We start from the raw sequence: 18454 nt of genomic DNA, 5'->3' as shown, positions 1-18454 counted from the left end.
CGCCTCGGCGGGGCTGCGCCGCCCCGAACCACCCCTACGACGCGGCTTCCGACGGCCATGACCGCAGCGCCCATCGGTCCTTCGCGCTTTCACGCCACCGCCTTCGTTCTGATCGCGGTGTTCCTCGACATGGTGGGGTTCGGGCTGATCATCCCCGTGCTGCCCTCGCTGATCGCGGATGTGGGCCATGTCGATCTGGCACAGGCGAGCCGGATCGGCGGCTGGATGTTCGCGGCCTTCAGCCTCGCGCAGTTCCTGTTTGCGCCGCTGATGGGCAACCTCTCGGATCGGTTCGGGCGCCGCCCGCTTTTGCTGCTCGCGATCGGGGGCTTGGGCGTCGATTACCTGTTTCACGCCTTCGCGCCGACGCTGCTCTGGCTCTTCGTGGGCCGGATCGTCGCGGGCATCTGCGGCGCGTCCTACGTCATCGCGAACGCCTATCTCGCCGACATCACCCCACCGGCCGAGCGTGCCCGCGCCTTCGGCCTGATCGGGGCGGCGTTCGGTTTCGGCTTCATCGCGGGGCCTGCGCTTGGCGGGTTTCTGGGCGAGCTTGGCCCGCGTATTCCTTTCTTCGTGGCGGCCGCGCTGTCGGGGCTGAACCTGATCTACGGGCTGATCGTGCTGCCCGAAAGTCTGCCGCAGGGCCTGCGCCGTCCGGTGAACTGGCGCGCCTGCAACCCGCTGGGCACGCTGAAAGTCTTCGCGCGCTATCCGGGCGTGCTGCCAATGGGCACCGCGCTTGGCGTCTATCTGTTCGCCTCCGCCGTCTATCCCGCGATCTGGCCCTATTGGGGGATGGCGAAATTCGGCTGGTCCGAGGGGACGGTGGGGCTGACGCTCGCAGGCTACGGGGTCGTCGCGGCGATCTTTCAGGGCGGGCTGGCCGGTCCGCTCGCGTCCCGTCTGGGCGAGGCGCGGGTGGTGGTGATCGGGCTGATCGTCGGGATCGGCATGACCATCGCGCTGGGGCTGTCGACCTCGCTCGTGATGGTGCTGATCGTCCTGCTGATCACCGGGGTCGAGGGGCTGGTGCATCCGATGATCGCCTCGCTGATGTCCAACGCGGTGCCCGAGGATGCGCAGGGCGCGCTGCAGGGCGGCATTTCGGCGCTGATGAACCTTGCAATGCTGGCAGGCACCTTGTTCTTCACCCAAGTCTTCGGGATATTCCTCGCCGAGAACGCCCCGATCCGCACACCGGACATGGCCTTTTACGTGGCCTCCGTGATCCTGCTGGCGGCATTGGCGCTGTTTATCCGCGCAAGAAAGGTCTGAGCGATGTCCGAGGTCTTCAAAGGCAATTTCACCCAGCAGGAGCCGATCCCCGAAGATGCGATCGAGCGCGCCGTCGAGGTGATGCGCTCGGGTCGCCTGCATCGCTATAACACCCTGCCCGGAGAGCCGGGCGAGGTGGCGCTGCTGGAGGAGGAATTCGCCGGATTGACCGGCGCGCCCTATTGCCTTGCGGTGGCCTCGGGCGGCTATGCCTTGGGCTGCGCGCTGCGCGCCGTGGGCGTGGGGCCGGGCGATCCGGTGCTGACCAATGCCTTCACGCTCGCTCCAGTGCCCGGCGCGATCGCGGCGGTCGGCGGCAAGCCCGTTCTGGTCGAGGTCACCGACAACCTGACCATCGACCTTGACGATCTGGCGGCGAAAGCCCCGCAGGCACGCGTGCTGATGCTGTCGCATATGCGCGGCCATATCTGCGACATGGATGCGCTGATGGCGATCGCGCGCGCCCATGATCTGACGGTGATCGAGGATTGCGCCCATACGATGGGGGCGACATGGGCTGGGGTTCACTCGGGGCGGCATGGCGCGATCGGCTGCTATTCGACCCAGACCTACAAGCACATGAATTCGGGCGAGGGCGGGCTGATCGTGACCGACGATGCCGAGCTGGCGGCGCGGATGATCCTGCTGTCGGGCAGCTACATGCTTTATGAGCGGCACCGCGCAGCGCCCGGCCCGGAGGTGTTCGAGGGGCTGAAATACGACACGCCCAATGTCTCGGGCCGGATGGACCATCTGCGCGCCGCGATCCTGCGCCCCCAGCTGTCGACGCTGGCGGATCGGGTGGCGCGCTGGAATGCGCTGTACCGTGAGGTCGAGGCCGGGCTTGCGGGGGCAGAGGGCATCGCGCTGATCGAGCGCCCCGAGGCCGAGAGCTATGTCGGCTCGTCCTTCCAGTTCCGCCTGCCGGGGCGCTCCGCCCCCGAGATGCTGGACTTCGTCGCCCGGGCTGCGGCCCGCGGGGTCGAGCTGAAATGGTTCGGCGCGGATGAGCCTGCGGGCTTCACCTCGCGCCATGACAGCTGGCGTTACGCTGAGGCGCAGAACCTGCCGCGCACCGATGCGGTGCTGGCGACGCTGCTGGATCTGCGCCTGCCGCTGACTTTCTCGACGGATGACGCCGCCCAGATCGTGCGTATCCTGCGCGAAGAGGCCGAGACCTGAAGAGGCGGCGCGCTGACCCTTACCCCGCGCGCGAGATCCAGTCGGCGATCATCAGGTCGAGATGCGCGCCGCCGCCATTCTTGTAAAGCGTGATCTCCTCGGCGCTTTCCCGCCCGCGCGCGCCGCCGATGAGGTCGTAGAGATCGGCCTTCACCGCCTCGGGCGTGATCACCCCTTCGCGGATCGGGATCAGCAGCTCGCCGATATGGCCCAGCGTGGTGTCGCGACTGTCGACGAAGAGGCTCGCCGTCGAGATCAGCGCATCGTCGGCCTCGCGCATATCGGCCTTATAGGCTCCGATCAGATCGACATGGGTGCCGGGCTTTACCCATGCGCCCTGCAAAACAGGCGCGCGGGCCATCGTGGCGCAGCTGACGATATCGGCCTCCGCCACCGCCTCGGCCAGTTCGGTCACCGCGCGCAGGCTGATGCCCTCGGGGGCAGGGCCCTCCGCCAGTTCCTGTGCCTGCTCGGGGCGGCGCGTCCAGAGCGTAATCTCCGTCAGCCCCGGAAAGCCCGCCGCATAGGCCGCGATCAGCGAGCGTGCGACCCGGCCCCCGCCCACGATCAACAGACGACGGCTGTCGGGGCGGGCCAGAAGCTGCGCGCCCAGAACGGAATCGGCGGCGGTCTTGAACTCGGTCACCAGCGGGCAATCGACGATCGCGGTGGGTTGGCCGTTCTCGGGCTCGAACACCACCATCGCGCCTTGCACCGTCGGCAGTCCCACCTGCGCATTGCCGTCGCAGACGGTGAAGGATTTCACCCCGTAACCCAGCCCCGGAATGTAGGCCGCGCGGCTCAGCAAAACCGCGTCAGAGGGCCCGAGAAACGTATCGCCCAGCTCCGCCTTCGGGCGCGTATGGCCCGCGCGCAGCGCTGCGATTGCGCCCGGCCAGTCCAGCTTCTCGGCGATGTCATAGGGGATGATCTTCGGGCTCATGTGGTCTCCTTTATTGTCTCGGTCGTCACAGAGGCGCCAGCCAGCGCGCCGGGGCCGACACCTCGCGCGGGCCGTTGGCGGCGCCGGTGATCGCATCGGCCAGTAGCGCGCCGCAGCCCGCCGAGAGCGTCCAGCCCAGCTGACCGTGGCCCGCATTGACCCACAGATTGTCGTAAGACTTCACCCGACCAAGGAACGGCGGGCCATGCGGGGTCGAGGGCCGCAGCCCGGTCCACAGCACGGGCGGCGCATCGCTCACCGCATCGCCGAAACGTGCGGCGACGTAATCGGTCAGAACCTTGGTGCGATCCTCGCGCAGCGTCCGGTCGCGTCCGGCGAATTCGGCGATCGCGGTCACCCGCAAGACACCACCGTAAGAGGCCACAGCCAGCATCGCGGCCTCGTCGATATAAGGGTGGCGGGGCAGGCGGCTTTGGTCGCGGACTTCCCACGTCCCCGAATAGCCCTTCACCGGGTAGATATCCGGCGCAAAGCCTAGAGGGCGCGCCAGATCGGGCGTCTCCACCCCGGTCGCAAGGATCACCTGCGCGGCGGGCAGCGTCTCGTCGGCGAGGTTGACCCCGGTGATCTTGCCATCAGCCTGCGTGAACCCGGTCACCGCGCTGTTGTAGCGAAACTGGACGCCGTGTTTGACGGTAAGGGCTTTGGCGGCGGCGCGGGTCACCTCGTGGCAATTGCCCGCGGCATCCATCGGCGAGAGGAACGCGCCTGCAAAACCCGTCTCGGCGAGCAGCGGATCGTTCTCGGCCAGCCAGTCCGGGTCGATCCGCGTCAGCCGCCCGTCGTCATGCGCGTCGATCTCGGCGGTTGCGTTATAAAGATAGAGCCCGCCCTCGAAGCGGATCAGCGCGTCCAGACCCAGCTCCTGCGCCATCTCGGGCAGGGCGGCGCGGGCGGTCTCGGCCAGCCGCATCATCCGCGCGGTGTTGCGCGCCTGTGCGGCCCCGGTGCAGTTGCGCAGGAAGGTCGTCCCCCAGCGCCACAGCGCCGGATCGAAGGGCGCGGTCAGCTTCACGCCGGGATTGCGCCCCGCCATCGCGCGCAGCAGTTGCGGCAAGGCATCCGGTCCCGCCCAGGCGCTTGCATGGCCGATCGAGACGATCCCGGCATTCGCGCGCGAGCACAGCTCCGCCGGGCCGGGCAGGCGGTCGATCACCGTCACGTCCAGACCCCGGCGGGCCAGCGCCCATGCGGTCATCGTGCCCACGATCCCCGCTCCGATCACGATATGACGTGGCTGGCCCATCTTCGCTCCCGTCGGTTTCCAAGCTCTCAGGGCTCTTTGTGGCGGCAATCGTTGCAAGTGACCAGCCCCTGCGCTGCGTGGCTCTGTGCCGCTGCGTCCATCCGGGCGCGGGCCGGGCCACGGGCCTTGACCCGACTCGGCAATTGCGCATAAATGAACGTGCGTTCAATAAACCGGGGGAGGAGATCCGATGTTCGCAGGTTCGATGGAGTTCGATCTGGGCGAGGATATCGCCGCACTGCGCGATATGGTGCGCCGTTGGGCGTCCGAGCGTGTGGCCCCGATCGCGGCCAAAACCGATCTGGATAATGAGTTTCCGAACGAGCTCTGGACCGAGATGGGCGAGCTTGGCCTGCTCGGGATTACCGTGTCGGAAGAATTCGGCGGGGCGGGGATGGGCTATCTCGCCCATGTCGTGGCCACCGAGGAAATCGCGCGGGCTTCGGCCTCGATCGCGCTCAGCTATGGCGCGCATTCCAATCTGTGTGTGAACCAGATCAAGCTGAACGGCTCGGACGCGCAGAAGAAGAAATACCTGCCCGGCCTGATTTCGGGCGAGTCCGTCGGCGCGCTGGCAATGTCGGAATCCGGCGCAGGCTCGGATGTGGTGGGCATGAAGCTCAAGGCCGAGAAGCGTAACGGCTATTACGTGCTCAACGGCCATAAATACTGGATCACGAACGGCCCCGATGCCGATACGCTCGTGGTCTATGCCAAGACCGACCCGGAAGCCGGCTCCAAGGGCATCACCGCCTTCATCGTCGAGAAGGATTTCAAGGGCTTCACCACTTCCAAGCATTTCGACAAGCTCGGCATGCGCGGCTCGAACACGGCGCAGCTGTTCTTCGAGGATTGCGAAGTGCCCTTCGAGAACGTGCTGGGCGAAGAGGGGCGCGGCGTGCGCGTCCTGATGTCGGGCCTCGATTACGAGCGCGTGGTGCTCTCGGGCATCGGCACCGGCATCATGATGGCCTGCCTCGACGAGGTCGTGCCCTATTGCAAGGAGCGCGAGCAGTTCGGCCAGCCGATCGGGAATTTCCAACTCATGCAGGGCAAGATCGCCGATATGTATGTCGCGATGAACACCGCGCGCGCCTACACATACGAGGTCGCGAAGGCCTGTGATCGTGGCGCGGTGACGCGTCAGGATGCGGCCGCCACCGTGCTTTATGCCTCCGAGCAGGCGATGGTGCAGGCGCATCAGGCGGTGCAGGCCCTTGGCGGCGCCGGGTTCCTCAACGACTCCAACGTCTCGCGCCTGTTCCGGGACGCGAAGCTTATGGAGATCGGCGCGGGCACCTCGGAAATCCGCCGGATGCTCATCGGTCGCGAGATCATGGGAGCCGTCTGATGCGGGCGGGCGCTCTCCTGCTGATCGGGCTTGCAGCGCCTTTGGCGGCGCAGGCCCAAGGGGTAGGGGCGGATTTCGATCCGGCCCCGTTGGAGAGCTGCCTTTCGAGCGCAGGCGATCCTGCGTCCTGCATCGGCAAAGCGGCGGAGAATTGCATCGGCGGTGATGCAGACGTCCCCGACCGCCGCGCCTGCTATGATGCCGAGCGCGCCCTCTGGTCCGACCGGGCGGCGACAGCCCTCGACAGCTTGCGCAAAGCGGCGGCGGCCAGTGACGCGGCGCAAATCGTGGCGGGCAAGTCTCCGTCCGGATTGCAAGGCGCGCAGCTGGGTGAGGCGGAAGCCGCCTGGGCGCGCTACCGCGATGGCGCCTGCGCCTACGGGGCCGCGCTGCAGGGCGAGGGCGCCGAGGCGGAGGAGGCGCGCTGCCTGATGCGCAAGACCGCTGAACATGCGCTGGAACTGCAGGATTGGGCCGGGCTGCTGGCCGGCAAGGCGCGCCCATGACATGGACACCCCGCCTTCACGGGCGCTCTGAGAAAAGGAAACGCGCGATGAAATTGGCATGGTTGCTGGGCGGTCTGATGCTCGCCGCGCCCGCTTGGGCGCAGGAGCCGAGCGTCGATCCGGACGCGGTGCGCGCCTGTTTCGACGGGGCGAAGGATACCCATCCCGCCCGTATCGGCGAGGCGGCCGCGACCTGTCAGGGTCAGCCGGGCGGCGATACGACACTCGGCATCTCGGCTTGCCTGCAAGGCGAGGCGCAGGTCTGGGACGATATCGCGAAGTCGCAATACAAGGCGGCGCGCGCCCGTCTGCTGGAGCAGGGCGGCACGGAACTCGCCAACAAGCTGCTCGATGCGCAAGGCGCGTGGGGGCAGTATCGCGACGCCGATTGCGGGCTGCTCTACGAGATTTGGAAGGACGGCACGATCCGCACGGTCGTGGCGTCGCAATGCTACCTCGAGCGTACGGCGCAACGCGCGCTGGAACTGCGCGATTTGGGGAGGATGGAATGAAACTGTTATCGCAGGCCCTGACCTCGTCGGAGGACTTTCAGGCCAATCGCAAGGCGCATCTCGACGCGCTGTCGCAGATCGAAAACGCGGCTGCACAGGCAGCGGCAGGCGGCGGCCCCGCCGCGCTGGAGCGGCACCTGTCGCGCGGCAAGATGGCGCCGCGCGAACGGGTGGCGGGGCTTCTCGATCCCGGCTCGCCGTTTCTGGAAATCGGCGCGACGGCGGCGCATGACATGTATGGCAATGCCGCGCCCTGTGCGGGCGTGATCGCCGGCATCGGCCGGGTGCAGGGCCAGGAGGTCATGGTGGTCGCCAACGACGCCACCGTAAAGGGCGGCACCTATTACCCGCTGACGGTGAAGAAACACCTGCGCGCACAGGAAATCGCCGAGGAAAACCATCTCCCCTGCATCTACCTCGTCGACTCGGGCGGTGCAAACCTGCCCAATCAGGACGAAGTCTTCCCCGATCGCGACCATTTCGGGCGCATCTTCTACAATCAGGCCCGGATGTCGGCGAAGGGCATTGCCCAGATCGCGGTGGTGATGGGGTCCTGCACGGCAGGCGGCGCCTATGTGCCCGCGATGTCCGATGTGACGATCATCGTGAAAGAGCAGGGCACGATCTTCCTCGCAGGCCCGCCTCTGGTGAAGGCCGCGACGGGCGAGGTCGTGACCGCCGAGGATCTGGGCGGCGGCGATGTGCATACGCGCCTCTCGGGCGTGGCCGATTATCTGGCTGAAGACGACGCCCATGCGCTGGCCCTCGCACGCCGCGCGGTCGGCAATCTCAATTACACGAAACCTTCGACGGTGAACTGGCAATCTCCCGAGGAGCCCGCCTACGACCCCGAGGAAATCCTCGGTGTCGTCCCGGCAGACCTGCGCACCCCCTATGACATCCGCGAGGTGATCGCGCGCCTCGTGGACGGCTCGCGCTTCGACGAGTTCAAACCGCGCTTCGGCGAGACGATCGTCACCGGCTTCGCCCATGTGAAAGGCTGTCCCGTCGGCATCGTCGCCAATAACGGCGTGCTGTTCTCGGAAGCCGCCCAGAAGGCCGCGCATTTCATCGAACTCTGCTCGCAGCGCTCGATCCCGCTGGTCTTCCTGCAAAACATCACCGGCTTCATGGTCGGGCGCAAATATGAAAACGAGGGCATCGCGCGTCATGGCGCGAAGATGGTCACCGCCGTCGCCACCACCTCGGTGCCGAAGATCACGATGCTGGTCGGCGGCTCCTTCGGGGCGGGCAATTACGGCATGGCAGGCCGTGCCTATTCCCCGCGCTTCCTCTGGACCTGGCCCAACTCGCGGATCTCCGTGATGGGCGGCGAACAGGCCGCAGGCGTGCTCGCCACCGTCAAACGCGACGGGATCGAGCGCAAGGGCGGTGAATGGTCGGCGGAAGAAGAGGCCGAGTTCAAGCGCCCCACCATCGAGATGTTCGAGCGCCAGTCGCATCCGCTCTACGCCTCGGCGCGGCTCTGGGATGACGGCATCATCGACCCGCGCAAATCGCGCGACGTGCTGGCGCTCTCGCTCTCCGCCGCGCTCAACGCTCCGATCGAGCCGACCCGCTTCGGCCTGTTCCGGATGTAACTTTCATGCCTCCGGCGGGGATATTTGGACCAAGAGGAAGTGCAAATCTTCGACTTGGCCGAAATATCCCGGGAGGCTCCGCAGGAGCTGGGGCAGCGCCCCCTCCGACGCTCTCAAAGGGGAGACCGACATGTTTTCCAAGATCCTGATCGCCAATCGCGGGGAGATCGCCTGCCGCGTGATCGAGACCGCACGCAAACTGGGCGTGGCGGCCGTCGCCGTCTATTCCGAGGCCGATAGCGAGGCGCGCCATGTGGCAATGGCCGACGAGGCGGTGGCCATTGGCGGCCCCGCGCCGAAAGACAGCTATCTGCGCGGTGATGCGATCATCGAGGCCGCCAAACAGACCGGCGCGCAGGCGATCCATCCGGGCTACGGGTTCCTCTCGGAGAACCCCGATTTCGTGGACGCCGTCGAGGCGGCGGGGCTGGTCTTCATCGGCCCCTCGGCGAAGGCGATCCGCGCGATGGGGCTCAAGGACGCGGCCAAGGCGCTGATGGAAAAGGCGGGCGTGCCTGTCGTGCCGGGCTATCACGGCGACAATCAGGACCCCGAGCATCTCGCGGGCGCGGCCGACACGATCGGCTATCCGGTGCTGATCAAGGCGGTCGCGGGCGGCGGCGGCAAGGGGATGCGGCTGGTCGAGGCGTCGTCCGACTTCGCGGATGCACTGGCGTCGGCGCAGGGCGAGGCGCAGACCGCCTTTGGCAATCCCGCCGTGCTGATCGAGAAATTCATCGGCTCGCCCCGCCATATCGAAGTGCAGGTCTTCGGCGATGGCGCGGACGCGGTGCATCTGTTTGAGCGCGACTGCTCGCTTCAGCGTCGCCACCAGAAGGTGATCGAAGAGGCCCCCGCGCCGGGCATGACGTCCGAGATGCGCGAGGCGATGGGGCAGGCGGCGACGCGCGCCGCCGAGGCCATTGGCTACAAGGGCGCGGGTACTGTGGAGTTCATCGTGGACGGCTCAGACGGGCTGCGGCCTGACCGGTTCTGGTTCATGGAAATGAACACCCGCCTTCAGGTCGAGCATCCCGTGACCGAGGCGATCACCGGGGTCGATCTGGTCGAATGGCAGTTGCGGGTGGCCTCGGGCGAGCCGCTGCCTTGCGCCCAAGAAGATCTGAGCATCACCGGCCATGCGTTCGAGGCCCGGCTTTACGCCGAAGACGTGCCCGCGGGCTTCCTGCCCGCGACGGGGACGCTCTCGCATCTACATTTCGCAGAGGGTTGCCGCGCCGATACCGGTGTGCGCACCGGTGACACGATCAGCCCGTGGTATGACCCGATGATCGCGAAGGTCATCACCCATGGCCCGACCCGCGCCACCGCGCTGGGGCAGCTCGCCCGCGCGCTGGAAGAGACCGAGGTGGCGGGGACGGTGACGAACCTCGCCTTCCTCGCGCGGCTCGCGCGGCATGAGGGCTTCGCGCAGGGCAAGGTCGATACCGGGCTGATCGGGCGCGAGATCGACGCGCTCGCCGCCCCGACCGAGACGCCGGTTGCCGCAAAAGCGCTGGCCGTGATCGCCGCGGCCGGGCTTTGGGACGGGAAGGACAGCGGCTTCAGCCTCTGGCAGTCGCCGCGCCGCGCCGTGCCCTTCGAGGAAGAGGCCGCGATCCGCGTGCACGGCCCGGGCCATGTCACGGTCGAGCTGGGCGAGGAGGCCCATGCGTGCCAGCTGGCCGAGGATGGCTGGCGGGTGAATGGGGCTAAGACCGGAGCGCGGATGGCGCAGTCTGACGGGGCGATCACGATCTTCCTGCATGGCGCGCATCGCTTCGACATCCCCGACCCGCTGGCGCGCGGGGCGGATGCCGACGCCTCCGACCTGACGCTGGCGCCGATGCCGGGGCTGGTGAAGGCGGTCTTCGTCTCTGCCGGCGACACGGTGGCGGCGGGCGACCGGCTTGCCATCATGGAAGCGATGAAGATGGAACACACGATGCGCGCGGCCCGCGACGGTGTGGTGGCCGAGGTTCTGGTGACTGAGGGCGCGCAGGTCGAGGCGGGTGCCGCGCTCATCCGGCTGGAGGACGAGGCATGATCCGTCTGCATCACATCCCCGGCGCGCGCTCGATGCGGGTGCTGTGGCTGCTGGAGGAGATGGGACTCGATTACGAGCTTCAGACATGGTCGCTCACCGATGGCTCGCTGCGCAGTCCGGAGTTTCGCGAACTCTCGCCCGCCGGGCGCATCCCGGCGCTGGAGGTCGACGGGCGGTCGATCTTCGAGAGCGGCGCGATCATCGAATACCTGACCGAGACCCGGCCCGAGGCCGGGCTGGCCCCGGTTCCGGGGGAGCCCACCCGCGCCGATTTCCTAGAATGGCTGCATTTCGCGGAGACGCAGGGCAACATCCTGCAAAGCCTCAATATTCAGCATATCTTCCTGCGCCCGCCCGAGGCGCGCTCGCCTGCGATGATGGCGCTCGAGACGAAGCGGCTCGGCGTGACGATGAAGGCGCTGGAGGCGCATCTGGCCGGGCGCGACTGGCTGATCGGGACGTTCTCGGCGGCCGATTGCATGATGGGGTTCAATATCGACGCGATGTTCCGCTTCGTGCCGCGGGAGGGGTTTCCGAACATCTCCGCCTATCGCGACCGGATCGAGGCACGACCTGCCTATCAGCGCGCGGTCGCGAAGGGCGGGGCGAGCATGTATGCGCAGGATTTCTACGAGCTGCCCCCGATGGAGCAAACCAATGGCTGAGAGCGTCGAAATCTTCGAGATGGCCCCGCGTGACGGGCTGCAGAACGAAAAGCGGCAGATCGCGCTTTCCGACAAGATCGCGCTGGTCGATTGCCTGAGCCGGGCCGGGTTCCGGCGGATCGAGGTGGGGTCTTTCGTCAGCCCGAAATGGGTGCCGCAAATGGCCGACTCGGCGGAGGTCTTCGCCGGGATCACGCGCCGCCCCGGCATTTCCTACGCGGCGCTGACGCCGAACATGAAAGGCTACGAGGCGGCGAAAGCGGCCAAGGTCGATGAGGTTTCGATCTTCGCCTCTGCCTCCGAGGGGTTTTCGCGCGCGAACCTCAATTGTTCGATCAGTGAAAGTTTGGAGCGGTTCGCGCCCATCATGGAGGCCGCGAAAGTCGATAATATGAAAGTCCGCGGCTACATCTCTGTCGTCACGGATTGCCCTTTTGACGGGAAAACGCCGCCGGAGAACGTGGCCCGGGTCGCGGCGCAGCTGCGCGACATGGGCTGTTACGAAATCAGCCTCGGCGACACGATCGGGCAGGGTACGCCCGAAAGCGTGACGGCGATGCTGCACGCGGTGTTGGGTGAGGTCCCGGCGGAAAAGCTCGCCGGGCATTTCCACGACACCTCCGGGCGGGCGCTGGAGAATATCGAAGCCTCGCTGGCGATGGGCCTGCGGGTGTTCGACGCCTGCGTCGGCGGTCTGGGGGGCTGTCCCTATGCGCCCGGCGCGGCTGGCAATGTCGCGACCGAAGCGGTGCAGGCGCGGCTTGAGGCATTGGGCTACGAGACCGGGCTGGATGTTGCCGTTCTGGCCGAAGCGGCCGCGATGGCGAAGAAGATGAAAGGGCAGGGCGATGTTTGAGACGATCAAGACCGAGACCGATGCGCGTGGCATCGCGCGGCTCACGCTGGCGCGTTCGGAGAAGCATAATGCGCTCTCCGAGCAGATGATGGAGGAGATCACTGCGGCGATCGGCCAGCTTGGCTCGGACGACGCCGTGCGCGTGGTCATCCTCGCCGCCGAAGGGCGCAGTTTCTGCGCGGGTGGCGATCTGAAATGGATGCAGAGCCAGATCGCGGCGGGCGCGAAAGAGCGTGCGGCGGCGGCGCGCAAGCTCGCAGGGATGCTGCAGGCGCTCAACACCTGCCCGAAACCGGTGATCGGCGCGGTGCAGGGCAACGCCTTCGGCGGCGGCATCGGCATGATGTCGGTCTGTGACGTGGCCATCGGCGTCGAGGGCGCGAAATTCGGGCTGACCGAAACGCGGCTGGGCCTGACGCCCGCGACGATCTCTCCTTATGTCGTCGCGCGCATGGGCGAGGCCCGGGCGCGCCGCGTCTTCATGTCCTCGCGGATCTTCGAGGCCGCCGAGGCGCGTGATCTGGGTTTGCTGGCCAAGGTGGTCCTGCCCGAGGTGCTGGAGCGCGCCGTGATGGCCGAGGCCGAGCCCTATCTCGCCTGCGCGCCGGGCGCGGTGGGCGAGGCCAAGGCCTTGGTCCGCGCGCTGGGGCCGCGGATCGACGAGAGCGTGATCGACATGACGATCGAGGCGTTGGTGACTCGCTGGGAATCCGCCGAGTCGGATGAAGGAATCACCGCGTTTTTCGAGAAGCGCGATGCGACGTGGAAAGCTTAAGGCAGCCTTAAGTAGCGCCCCGCAACGCGCAGGTTGAATATTCCGAAAATTCAAAGCGCCGTTAAGTTTGATCGAAGGCTGCGCTGCTGCAAAAGCGGCGCAGTCCAACGCGGGCAGGCTCTGAGCGGCGCTCGAAGCGCAAAAAATTCGCATACATTCGTATGCAAAAAGCATCTGTGGCCCGCATTTGCATGATTTTCCGGCCTGCTCTCGGTTGACCCCAATGGGGCGCAAGGCTATTGCTCGCCTAGCCAGAACCTGCGCGACAAGTCGTCGCGATGTTAGGGAGCCAAGCCCATGCATGACATGCTGCGCGAATATCTTCCCATCCTCATCTTTCTCGCCATGGCGATCGTGTTGGGCCTTGTGCTCATGCTCGCCGCGGCAGTGGTGGCGGTCCGCAATCCCGACCCTGAGAAGGTGTCGGCCTACGAATGCGGCTTCAACGCCTTCGACGATGCCCGGATGAAGTTCGACGTTCGTTTCTACCTCGTTTCCATCCTCTTCATCATTTTCGATCTCGAAGTGGCCTTCCTCTTCCCTTGGGCGGTGGCCTTCGGTCAGCTTTCCATGGTCGGATTCTGGTCGATGATGGTCTTCCTGACGGTTCTGACCGTAGGATTCGCATATGAGTGGAAGAAAGGGGCGCTGGAATGGGCGTGATGACCTCTGCCAATACCGCCGGTGCGGATCGCGAAGTCGCGACGCAGACGCTGAACAAGGAGTTGCAGGATAAAGGCTTCCTGCTGACCTCCACCGAAGACATCATCAATTGGGCGCGCAACGGCTCGCTGCACTGGATGACCTTCGGCCTTGCCTGCTGCGCCGTCGAGATGATGCAGGTGTCGATGCCGCGCTACGACCTCGAGCGGTTCGGCACCGCGCCGCGCGCAAGCCCGCGCCAGTCCGACCTGATGATCGTCGCCGGCACCCTCACCAACAAGATGGCGCCCGCTCTGCGCAAGGTCTACGACCAGATGCCCGAGCCGCGCTACGTGATCTCGATGGGCTCCTGCGCGAATGGCGGTGGCTATTACCACTACAGCTATTCGGTGGTGCGCGGCTGCGACCGCGTCGTGCCGGTCGATATCTACGTTCCGGGCTGCCCGCCCACGGCGGAGGCGCTGCTTTACGGCATCCTTCAGCTGCAACGCAAAATCCGCCGCACCGGCACGCTGGTGCGCTGAGGAGAGCGAGAGATGGACGATACTGCCCTTCGCGAACTGGCCGGCCATATCGAGCTGAAGCGCCCCGATGACGTGGTCTCCACCGAGATCGCCTTCGACGAGCTGACGGTCACGATCACCGCGCAATCCGTTCCCGGCTTTACCGAGTTCCTGCGCGACGATCCGAATTGCCGCTTCACCAACCTCGTGGACATCACGGCCATCGACTGGCCCGAACGCCCCCAGCGCTTCGATGTCGTCTGGCATTACCTGTCGATGTATCGCAATCAGCGCATCCGCATTAAGGCGGCGGTCCGCGAAGAGGACATGGTGCCCTCGATCACCAAGCTGCACCCCTGTGCCGATTGGTTCGAGCGCGAGATTTTCGACATGTTCGGCATCCTGTTCTCGGGCCATCCGGACCTGCGCCGTCTGCTGACCGATTACGGCTTCCGCGGCCATCCGCTGCGCAAGGATTTCCCGACGACGGGCTATGTCGAAGTGCGTTACGACGAAGTGCTCAAGCGCGTCGTCTATGAGCCGGTGAAACTGACGCAGGAATACCGGCAGTTCGATTTCCTCTCGCCATGGGAAGGGGCCAAATACATCCTTCCCGGTGACGAGAAGGGCGAGGAGGCGAAATGATGGACGGCGATATCCGCAACAATGTCTATGATGACGGCTCGAGGGACACGCTGACCGACGAACAGCGCATCCGCAATTTCAACATCAACTTCGGTCCCCAACACCCGGCCGCCCACGGCGTGCTGCGCATGGTGCTGGAGCTGGACGGCGAAGTCGTGGAACGCGCCGACCCGCATATCGGGCTGCTGCACCGTGGCACCGAGAAGCTGATGGAAAGCCGCACCTATCTGCAGAACCTGCCCTACTTCAATCGCCTCGACTATGTCGCGCCGATGAACCAGGAACATGCGTGGTGCCTCGCCATCGAGAAACTGACCGGCGTGGAAGTGCCGCGTCGCGGCTCGCTGATCCGCGTGCTCTATTCCGAGATCGGGCGCATCCTGAACCACCTGCTCAACGTGACGACGCAGGCGATGGACGTGGGCGCGCTGACGCCGCCGCTCTGGGGCTTCGAGGAACGCGAGAAGCTGATGGTCTTCTACGAGCGAGCCTGCGGCGCGCGTCTGCACTCGGCCTATTTCCGGCCCGGCGGCGTCCACCAGGACCTGCCGCCGAAGCTGCTCGACGATATCGAGACATGGGCGCATGAGTTCCCGAAAGTGCTCGACGATATCGAAGGGCTTCTGACCGAGAACCGCATCTTCAAGCAGCGCAACGTCGATATCTGCGTCATCTCCGAGGAAGAAATCCAGCAATGGGGCTATTCCGGCGTGATGGTACGTGGCTCCGGCCTTGCATGGGACCTGCGCCGCGCGCAGCCCTACGAGTGCTATGACGAGTTCGACTTCCAGATCCCGATCGGCAAGAACGGCGATTGCTACGACCGCTACCTCTGCCGGATGGCCGAGATGCGCGAGTCGACCAAGATCGTGCTTCAGGCGATCGAGAAGCTGCGGATGCCGGAAAATCAGGGCGACGTGCTTGCCCGCGGCAAGGTGACCCCGCCGAAGCGGTCGGAGATGAAGCGCTCGATGGAAGCGCTGATCCACCACTTCAAGCTTTATACCGAAGGCTTCCACGTCCCCGCGGGCGAGGTTTATGCCGCCGTCGAAGCGCCCAAGGGCGAGTTCGGCGTCTATCTGGTGGCCGACGGCACGAACAAGCCGTATCGCGCGAAGATCCGCGCTCCGGGTTACCTGCATCTGCAATCCATGGATCACGTCGCCAAGGGGCACATGCTCGCCGACGTTTCTGCAATCATCGGCACGATGGACATCGTGTTCGGGGAGGTTGACCGCTAATGCTTCGCCGTCTTTACCCGGAACAACCCGATAGTTTCGAGTTCACGCCCGAGAACCTCGCATGGGCCAAGGCCCAGATGACCAAGTTCCCGGTCGGCCGTCAGGCCTCGGCGATCATCCCGCTGCTGTTCCGCGCGCAGGAACAGGAAGGCTGGCTGAGCCGTCCGGCAATCGAATACGTCGCCGAGATGCTCGACATGCCCTATATGCGGGCGCTCGAGGTCGCGACCTTCTACTTCATGTTCCAGCTGGCCCCGGTCGGCTCGGTCGCCCACCTGCAGATCTGCGGCACGACCTCGTGCATGATCTGCGGCGCGGAAGACCTGATGAAGGTCTGCAAGGAAAAGATCGCCGCCGAGCCGTTCCAGCTCTCGGAAGATGGCAAGTTCTCGTGGGAAGAGGTCGAATGCCTCGGCGCCTGTGCGAACGCTCCGATGATGCAGGTCGGCAAGGATTACTACGAAGACCTGACCGAGGAGAGCCTCGCGAAGCTGATCGACGAGATGGGCAAGGGCGATGTGCCGAAGCCCGGCTCGCAGACCGGCCGCTTCTCGTCCGAGCCCGCCTCGGGCCTGACCGCGCTCACCGAGAGCAAGGGCGACAAGGAAGAGTACAATGCTTCGGTCGACCTCGCGGTCGGCATCGGCGACACGATCAAGCGCATCGACGGCACCGAAGTGCCGCTCGCCGCACCGTGGCAAAGCTCGGGTCAGCGCGGCCCGATCGGCACGATGGGGCAGGAGCGTCCGCGCTCTGCCGCGCAACAGGACGAGGCGCGCAAGGCCGCCAAGAAAACCGAAGCCAAGCCCGCCAAGGACGCGCCCGCCGACAAGACCGGCGTGACGAAATCCGAAGCGCAGGCCACCTCGAAGGCCCGCCCGGAGTCCAAGCGTGAGCCCGAAGGCACCGAGGCTGAGGCCGCACAGGCAGAGGCAGGCGAGAAGCCCAAGCTGCTCGACGCACCGCGCGACGGTGGGGCCGATGACCTCAAGATGATCAAGGGCGTCGGGCCGAAGCTCGAGACGCTTCTGCATTCGATGGGCATTTATCATTTCGACCAGATCGCTGGCTGGACCGATGCGGAACTCGCTTGGGTCGACAGCAATCTCGAAGGGTTCAAAGGTCGCGCGACGCGTGACGACTGGAAAGGTCAGGCAGAGAAACTGGCCAGCGGGGCGGAGACCGAATTCTCGTCGCGCGCAAAGAAAGACGGCATTTACGAATAAGCGCAACAGGGTAGAGACCGCCGTTCGGCGGAGTGAATGGAGAAACGGGAATGGGTGATCAGACACAAGGGTGCCGCGGCAAGGCGGGTATCTGGGCAGGTATTACGGGGCTTGTGGTCACCGTATTCCTGATGGTCGTGGCGCATGAGCCCTTCCTCGTGGCTCTGTTCCTCGGTCTGATGACCTTCCTGCTGTTCGGCGCCTTCCTGATCTGGGCGTTCTGCTCCGAGCATGGCGCGCCGGGCGCGGCTGACGGTACCGGCGCATCCTCCGACGACTCCGCAATTCCCGAAAGCCCGGTCGAAACCTTCAACGCCTCGTCTCCGGAAGGGGTTGCAGCCCAAGCGCAGGCGGCAGCGGCGGCACCGACGCCCGCAGCCGAACGCGAAGTGGCGCATGCCGACACCATGACGCCCAAGGACGAAGAGGCTACGCCCGAGGCTGACAAGCCCGAGCCCGGCCCGACCACCAAGCCCGCGACGGAAGAGCCTGAGGCCGAGGAGCCCAAGGCCGAGCCGAAGGCGGAAGAGCCTAAAGCCGAAGAACCGAGAGCGGCGCCCAAGGCCAAGCCCGAGAGCGACGACACAAACCCGCTCTCTGCCATGTCGGCGCAGGTCGCGGACAAGCCCGCCGCCAAAAGCGCGGCAGGCCAACCCCAGGCCGCCGAGGGCGACGGCAAGAAGCCGCGTGGGCTCAAGCAGCCGCGCAAGGCGGGGGCCGACGATCTCAAGAAGATCGAAGGCGTCGGGCCGAAGCTCGAAGAAGTGCTGAACGGCTGGGGTATCTACCATTACGACCAGATCGCGAAATGGGGCCCCGAAGAGATTGCCTATGCGGACCAGAACGTGCCGCGTTTCAAGGGCCGCTGCACCCGCGACAAGTGGGTCAGCCAGGCGAAGATCATCGTCGAGGAAGGCATGGATGCGTTCCTCGAACGGGCGAAGACGAACGATTACTGAGCGGGGGTGAATGAGCCAGATCGACGAGCACGACAGGGCGTTGGGGCGTAGAGCCGCCCTTATCATCGCCGTCGCCACGATCCTCTGGCTCCTCCTGCAATGGATCGGACAACAACACGGCTGGTCGGCGCAGGTCGCGCTGATCGGCGATCTCGCGGCGATAGCCGCCTATATCTACGCGCTGGCACTCGTCTGGCGCATCTGGCGCCGGAAATCCGGCAAGTGAGGGAAGCG

General features: G+C 65.8%; 19 protein-coding genes. 17 read left to right on the top strand and 2 right to left on the bottom strand.

Annotated elements, in window-relative coordinates; genetic code table 11:
* Nucleotides 1-57 precede the first annotated feature (57 nt).
* Together BMI87_RS01770 and BMI87_RS01765 are read left to right on the top strand one after the other, a co-directional pair.
* A complete protein-coding gene (locus BMI87_RS01770) occupies nt 58-1278 on the top strand; it encodes a TCR/Tet family MFS transporter (RefSeq protein WP_078519444.1) in 1221 nt (406 codons plus the stop codon).
* A 3-nt stretch (nt 1279-1281) separates the two neighbouring features.
* Nucleotides 1282-2460, top strand: coding sequence for a DegT/DnrJ/EryC1/StrS aminotransferase family protein (locus tag BMI87_RS01765; protein WP_078519443.1), 1179 nt, complete (start codon nt 1282-1284; stop codon nt 2458-2460).
* Nucleotides 2461-2479: 19 nt separating this feature from the next.
* Here BMI87_RS01765 and BMI87_RS01760 read toward each other — a convergent pair whose 3' ends face one another.
* Both BMI87_RS01760 and BMI87_RS01755 read right to left on the bottom strand, forming a co-directional pair.
* Entirely contained in the window at nt 2480-3403 is a 924-nt protein-coding gene (locus BMI87_RS01760; protein WP_078519442.1) for an ornithine cyclodeaminase family protein, read from the bottom strand.
* Between the two features lie 25 nt (nt 3404-3428).
* Complete coding sequence (locus BMI87_RS01755; RefSeq protein ID WP_078519441.1) at nt 3429-4670, bottom strand: FAD-dependent oxidoreductase; 1242 nt, start codon at nt 4668-4670, stop codon at nt 3429-3431.
* A gap of 190 nt (nt 4671-4860) precedes the next feature.
* Here BMI87_RS01755 and BMI87_RS01750 point away from each other — a divergent pair, with 190 nt between their 5' ends.
* The 15 genes from BMI87_RS01750 to BMI87_RS01680 all read left to right on the top strand — a co-directional run bounded on the left by BMI87_RS01750 (nt 4861) and on the right by BMI87_RS01680 (nt 18446).
* Entirely contained in the window at nt 4861-6021 is a 1161-nt protein-coding gene (locus BMI87_RS01750) for an isovaleryl-CoA dehydrogenase (protein WP_078519440.1), read from the top strand.
* Complete coding sequence (locus tag BMI87_RS01745) at nt 6021-6527, top strand: lysozyme inhibitor LprI family protein (RefSeq protein WP_078519439.1); 507 nt, start codon at nt 6021-6023, stop codon at nt 6525-6527. The genes BMI87_RS01750 and BMI87_RS01745 overlap by 1 nt, the downstream gene beginning before the upstream one ends.
* A 47-nt stretch (nt 6528-6574) precedes the next feature.
* A complete protein-coding gene (locus tag BMI87_RS01740; protein ID WP_168175141.1) occupies nt 6575-7039 on the top strand; it encodes a lysozyme inhibitor LprI family protein in 465 nt (154 codons plus the stop codon).
* Nucleotides 7036-8640 carry a carboxyl transferase domain-containing protein gene (locus BMI87_RS01735; protein ID WP_078519437.1) on the top strand — a complete coding sequence of 535 codons (1605 nt, stop codon included), beginning with the start codon at nt 7036-7038 and terminating at the stop codon, nt 8638-8640. The genes BMI87_RS01740 and BMI87_RS01735 overlap by 4 nt, the downstream gene beginning before the upstream one ends.
* A gap of 130 nt (nt 8641-8770) precedes the next feature.
* The gene (locus BMI87_RS01730) at nt 8771-10687 is read left to right on the top strand and encodes an acetyl/propionyl/methylcrotonyl-CoA carboxylase subunit alpha (protein ID WP_078519436.1); all 1917 of its coding nucleotides are present in this window, start codon (nt 8771-8773) and stop codon (nt 10685-10687) included.
* Nucleotides 10684-11352, top strand: a complete 669-nt coding sequence (locus tag BMI87_RS01725) for a glutathione S-transferase family protein (RefSeq protein ID WP_078519435.1) — start codon at nt 10684-10686, stop codon at nt 11350-11352. The genes BMI87_RS01730 and BMI87_RS01725 overlap by 4 nt, the downstream gene beginning before the upstream one ends.
* Nucleotides 11345-12208, top strand: a complete 864-nt coding sequence (locus BMI87_RS01720) for a hydroxymethylglutaryl-CoA lyase (RefSeq protein WP_078519434.1) — start codon at nt 11345-11347, stop codon at nt 12206-12208. Before BMI87_RS01725 ends, BMI87_RS01720 begins: the two co-directional genes overlap by 8 nt.
* Nucleotides 12201-12983, top strand: a complete 783-nt coding sequence (locus BMI87_RS01715; RefSeq protein WP_078519433.1) for a crotonase/enoyl-CoA hydratase family protein — start codon at nt 12201-12203, stop codon at nt 12981-12983. The genes BMI87_RS01720 and BMI87_RS01715 overlap by 8 nt, the downstream gene beginning before the upstream one ends.
* Before the next feature lie 297 nt (nt 12984-13280).
* Nucleotides 13281-13646, top strand: a complete 366-nt coding sequence (locus BMI87_RS01710; RefSeq protein WP_078519432.1) for an NADH-quinone oxidoreductase subunit A — start codon at nt 13281-13283, stop codon at nt 13644-13646.
* Nucleotides 13646-14170 carry an NADH-quinone oxidoreductase subunit B family protein gene (locus tag BMI87_RS01705; protein WP_075774728.1) on the top strand — a complete coding sequence of 175 codons (525 nt, stop codon included), beginning with the start codon at nt 13646-13648 and terminating at the stop codon, nt 14168-14170. Before BMI87_RS01710 ends, BMI87_RS01705 begins: the two co-directional genes overlap by 1 nt.
* Nucleotides 14171-14182: 12 nt before the next feature.
* Complete coding sequence (locus tag BMI87_RS01700; protein WP_078519431.1) at nt 14183-14794, top strand: NADH-quinone oxidoreductase subunit C; 612 nt, start codon at nt 14183-14185, stop codon at nt 14792-14794.
* Nucleotides 14791-16035 carry an NADH-quinone oxidoreductase subunit D gene (locus BMI87_RS01695; protein ID WP_078519430.1) on the top strand — a complete coding sequence of 415 codons (1245 nt, stop codon included), beginning with the start codon at nt 14791-14793 and terminating at the stop codon, nt 16033-16035. Before BMI87_RS01700 ends, BMI87_RS01695 begins: the two co-directional genes overlap by 4 nt.
* The gene (locus BMI87_RS01690) at nt 16035-17261 is read left to right on the top strand and encodes an NADH-quinone oxidoreductase subunit E (RefSeq protein ID WP_078519429.1); all 1227 of its coding nucleotides are present in this window, start codon (nt 16035-16037) and stop codon (nt 17259-17261) included. Before BMI87_RS01695 ends, BMI87_RS01690 begins: the two co-directional genes overlap by 1 nt.
* A gap of 50 nt (nt 17262-17311) precedes the next feature.
* Nucleotides 17312-18220, top strand: a complete 909-nt coding sequence (locus BMI87_RS01685) for a hypothetical protein (RefSeq protein ID WP_078519428.1) — start codon at nt 17312-17314, stop codon at nt 18218-18220.
* A 10-nt stretch (nt 18221-18230) separates the two neighbouring features.
* Nucleotides 18231-18446 carry a DUF5337 family protein gene (locus BMI87_RS01680; RefSeq protein ID WP_078519427.1) on the top strand — a complete coding sequence of 72 codons (216 nt, stop codon included), beginning with the start codon at nt 18231-18233 and terminating at the stop codon, nt 18444-18446.
* Nucleotides 18447-18454: the final 8 nt, after the last annotated feature.

The organism is Thioclava sp. F28-4 (assembly GCF_002020045.1).
Taxonomy (GTDB): Bacteria; Pseudomonadota; Alphaproteobacteria; order Rhodobacterales; family Rhodobacteraceae; genus Thioclava; species Thioclava sediminum.
The sequence above is the reverse complement of the archived record's forward strand: the minus strand, read 5'-3'. Positions and strand labels throughout refer to the sequence as shown.

Bases quoted from the DNA above. Each gene is read 5' to 3' on its own strand.
- BMI87_RS01770 (WP_078519444.1), top strand. From the start codon at position 58: ATGACCGCAGCGCCCATCGGTCCTTCGCGCTTTCACGCCACCGCCTTC.
- BMI87_RS01765 (WP_078519443.1), top strand. From the start codon at position 1,282: ATGTCCGAGGTCTTCAAAGGCAATTTCACCCAGCAGGAGCCGATCCCC.
- BMI87_RS01760 (WP_078519442.1), bottom strand. From the start codon at position 3,403: ATGAGCCCGAAGATCATCCCCTATGACATCGCCGAGAAGCTGGACTGG.
- BMI87_RS01755 (WP_078519441.1), bottom strand. From the start codon at position 4,670: ATGGGCCAGCCACGTCATATCGTGATCGGAGCGGGGATCGTGGGCACG.
- BMI87_RS01750 (WP_078519440.1), top strand. From the start codon at position 4,861: ATGTTCGCAGGTTCGATGGAGTTCGATCTGGGCGAGGATATCGCCGCA.
- BMI87_RS01745 (WP_078519439.1), top strand. From the start codon at position 6,021: ATGCGGGCGGGCGCTCTCCTGCTGATCGGGCTTGCAGCGCCTTTGGCG.
- BMI87_RS01740 (WP_168175141.1), top strand. From the start codon at position 6,575: ATGAAATTGGCATGGTTGCTGGGCGGTCTGATGCTCGCCGCGCCCGCT.
- BMI87_RS01735 (WP_078519437.1), top strand. From the start codon at position 7,036: ATGAAACTGTTATCGCAGGCCCTGACCTCGTCGGAGGACTTTCAGGCC.
- BMI87_RS01730 (WP_078519436.1), top strand. From the start codon at position 8,771: ATGTTTTCCAAGATCCTGATCGCCAATCGCGGGGAGATCGCCTGCCGC.
- BMI87_RS01725 (WP_078519435.1), top strand. From the start codon at position 10,684: ATGATCCGTCTGCATCACATCCCCGGCGCGCGCTCGATGCGGGTGCTG.
- BMI87_RS01720 (WP_078519434.1), top strand. From the start codon at position 11,345: ATGGCTGAGAGCGTCGAAATCTTCGAGATGGCCCCGCGTGACGGGCTG.
- BMI87_RS01715 (WP_078519433.1), top strand. From the start codon at position 12,201: ATGTTTGAGACGATCAAGACCGAGACCGATGCGCGTGGCATCGCGCGG.
- BMI87_RS01710 (WP_078519432.1), top strand. From the start codon at position 13,281: ATGCATGACATGCTGCGCGAATATCTTCCCATCCTCATCTTTCTCGCC.
- BMI87_RS01705 (WP_075774728.1), top strand. From the start codon at position 13,646: ATGACCTCTGCCAATACCGCCGGTGCGGATCGCGAAGTCGCGACGCAG.
- BMI87_RS01700 (WP_078519431.1), top strand. From the start codon at position 14,183: ATGGACGATACTGCCCTTCGCGAACTGGCCGGCCATATCGAGCTGAAG.
- BMI87_RS01695 (WP_078519430.1), top strand. From the start codon at position 14,791: ATGATGGACGGCGATATCCGCAACAATGTCTATGATGACGGCTCGAGG.
- BMI87_RS01690 (WP_078519429.1), top strand. From the start codon at position 16,035: ATGCTTCGCCGTCTTTACCCGGAACAACCCGATAGTTTCGAGTTCACG.
- BMI87_RS01685 (WP_078519428.1), top strand. From the start codon at position 17,312: ATGGGTGATCAGACACAAGGGTGCCGCGGCAAGGCGGGTATCTGGGCA.
- BMI87_RS01680 (WP_078519427.1), top strand. From the start codon at position 18,231: ATGAGCCAGATCGACGAGCACGACAGGGCGTTGGGGCGTAGAGCCGCC.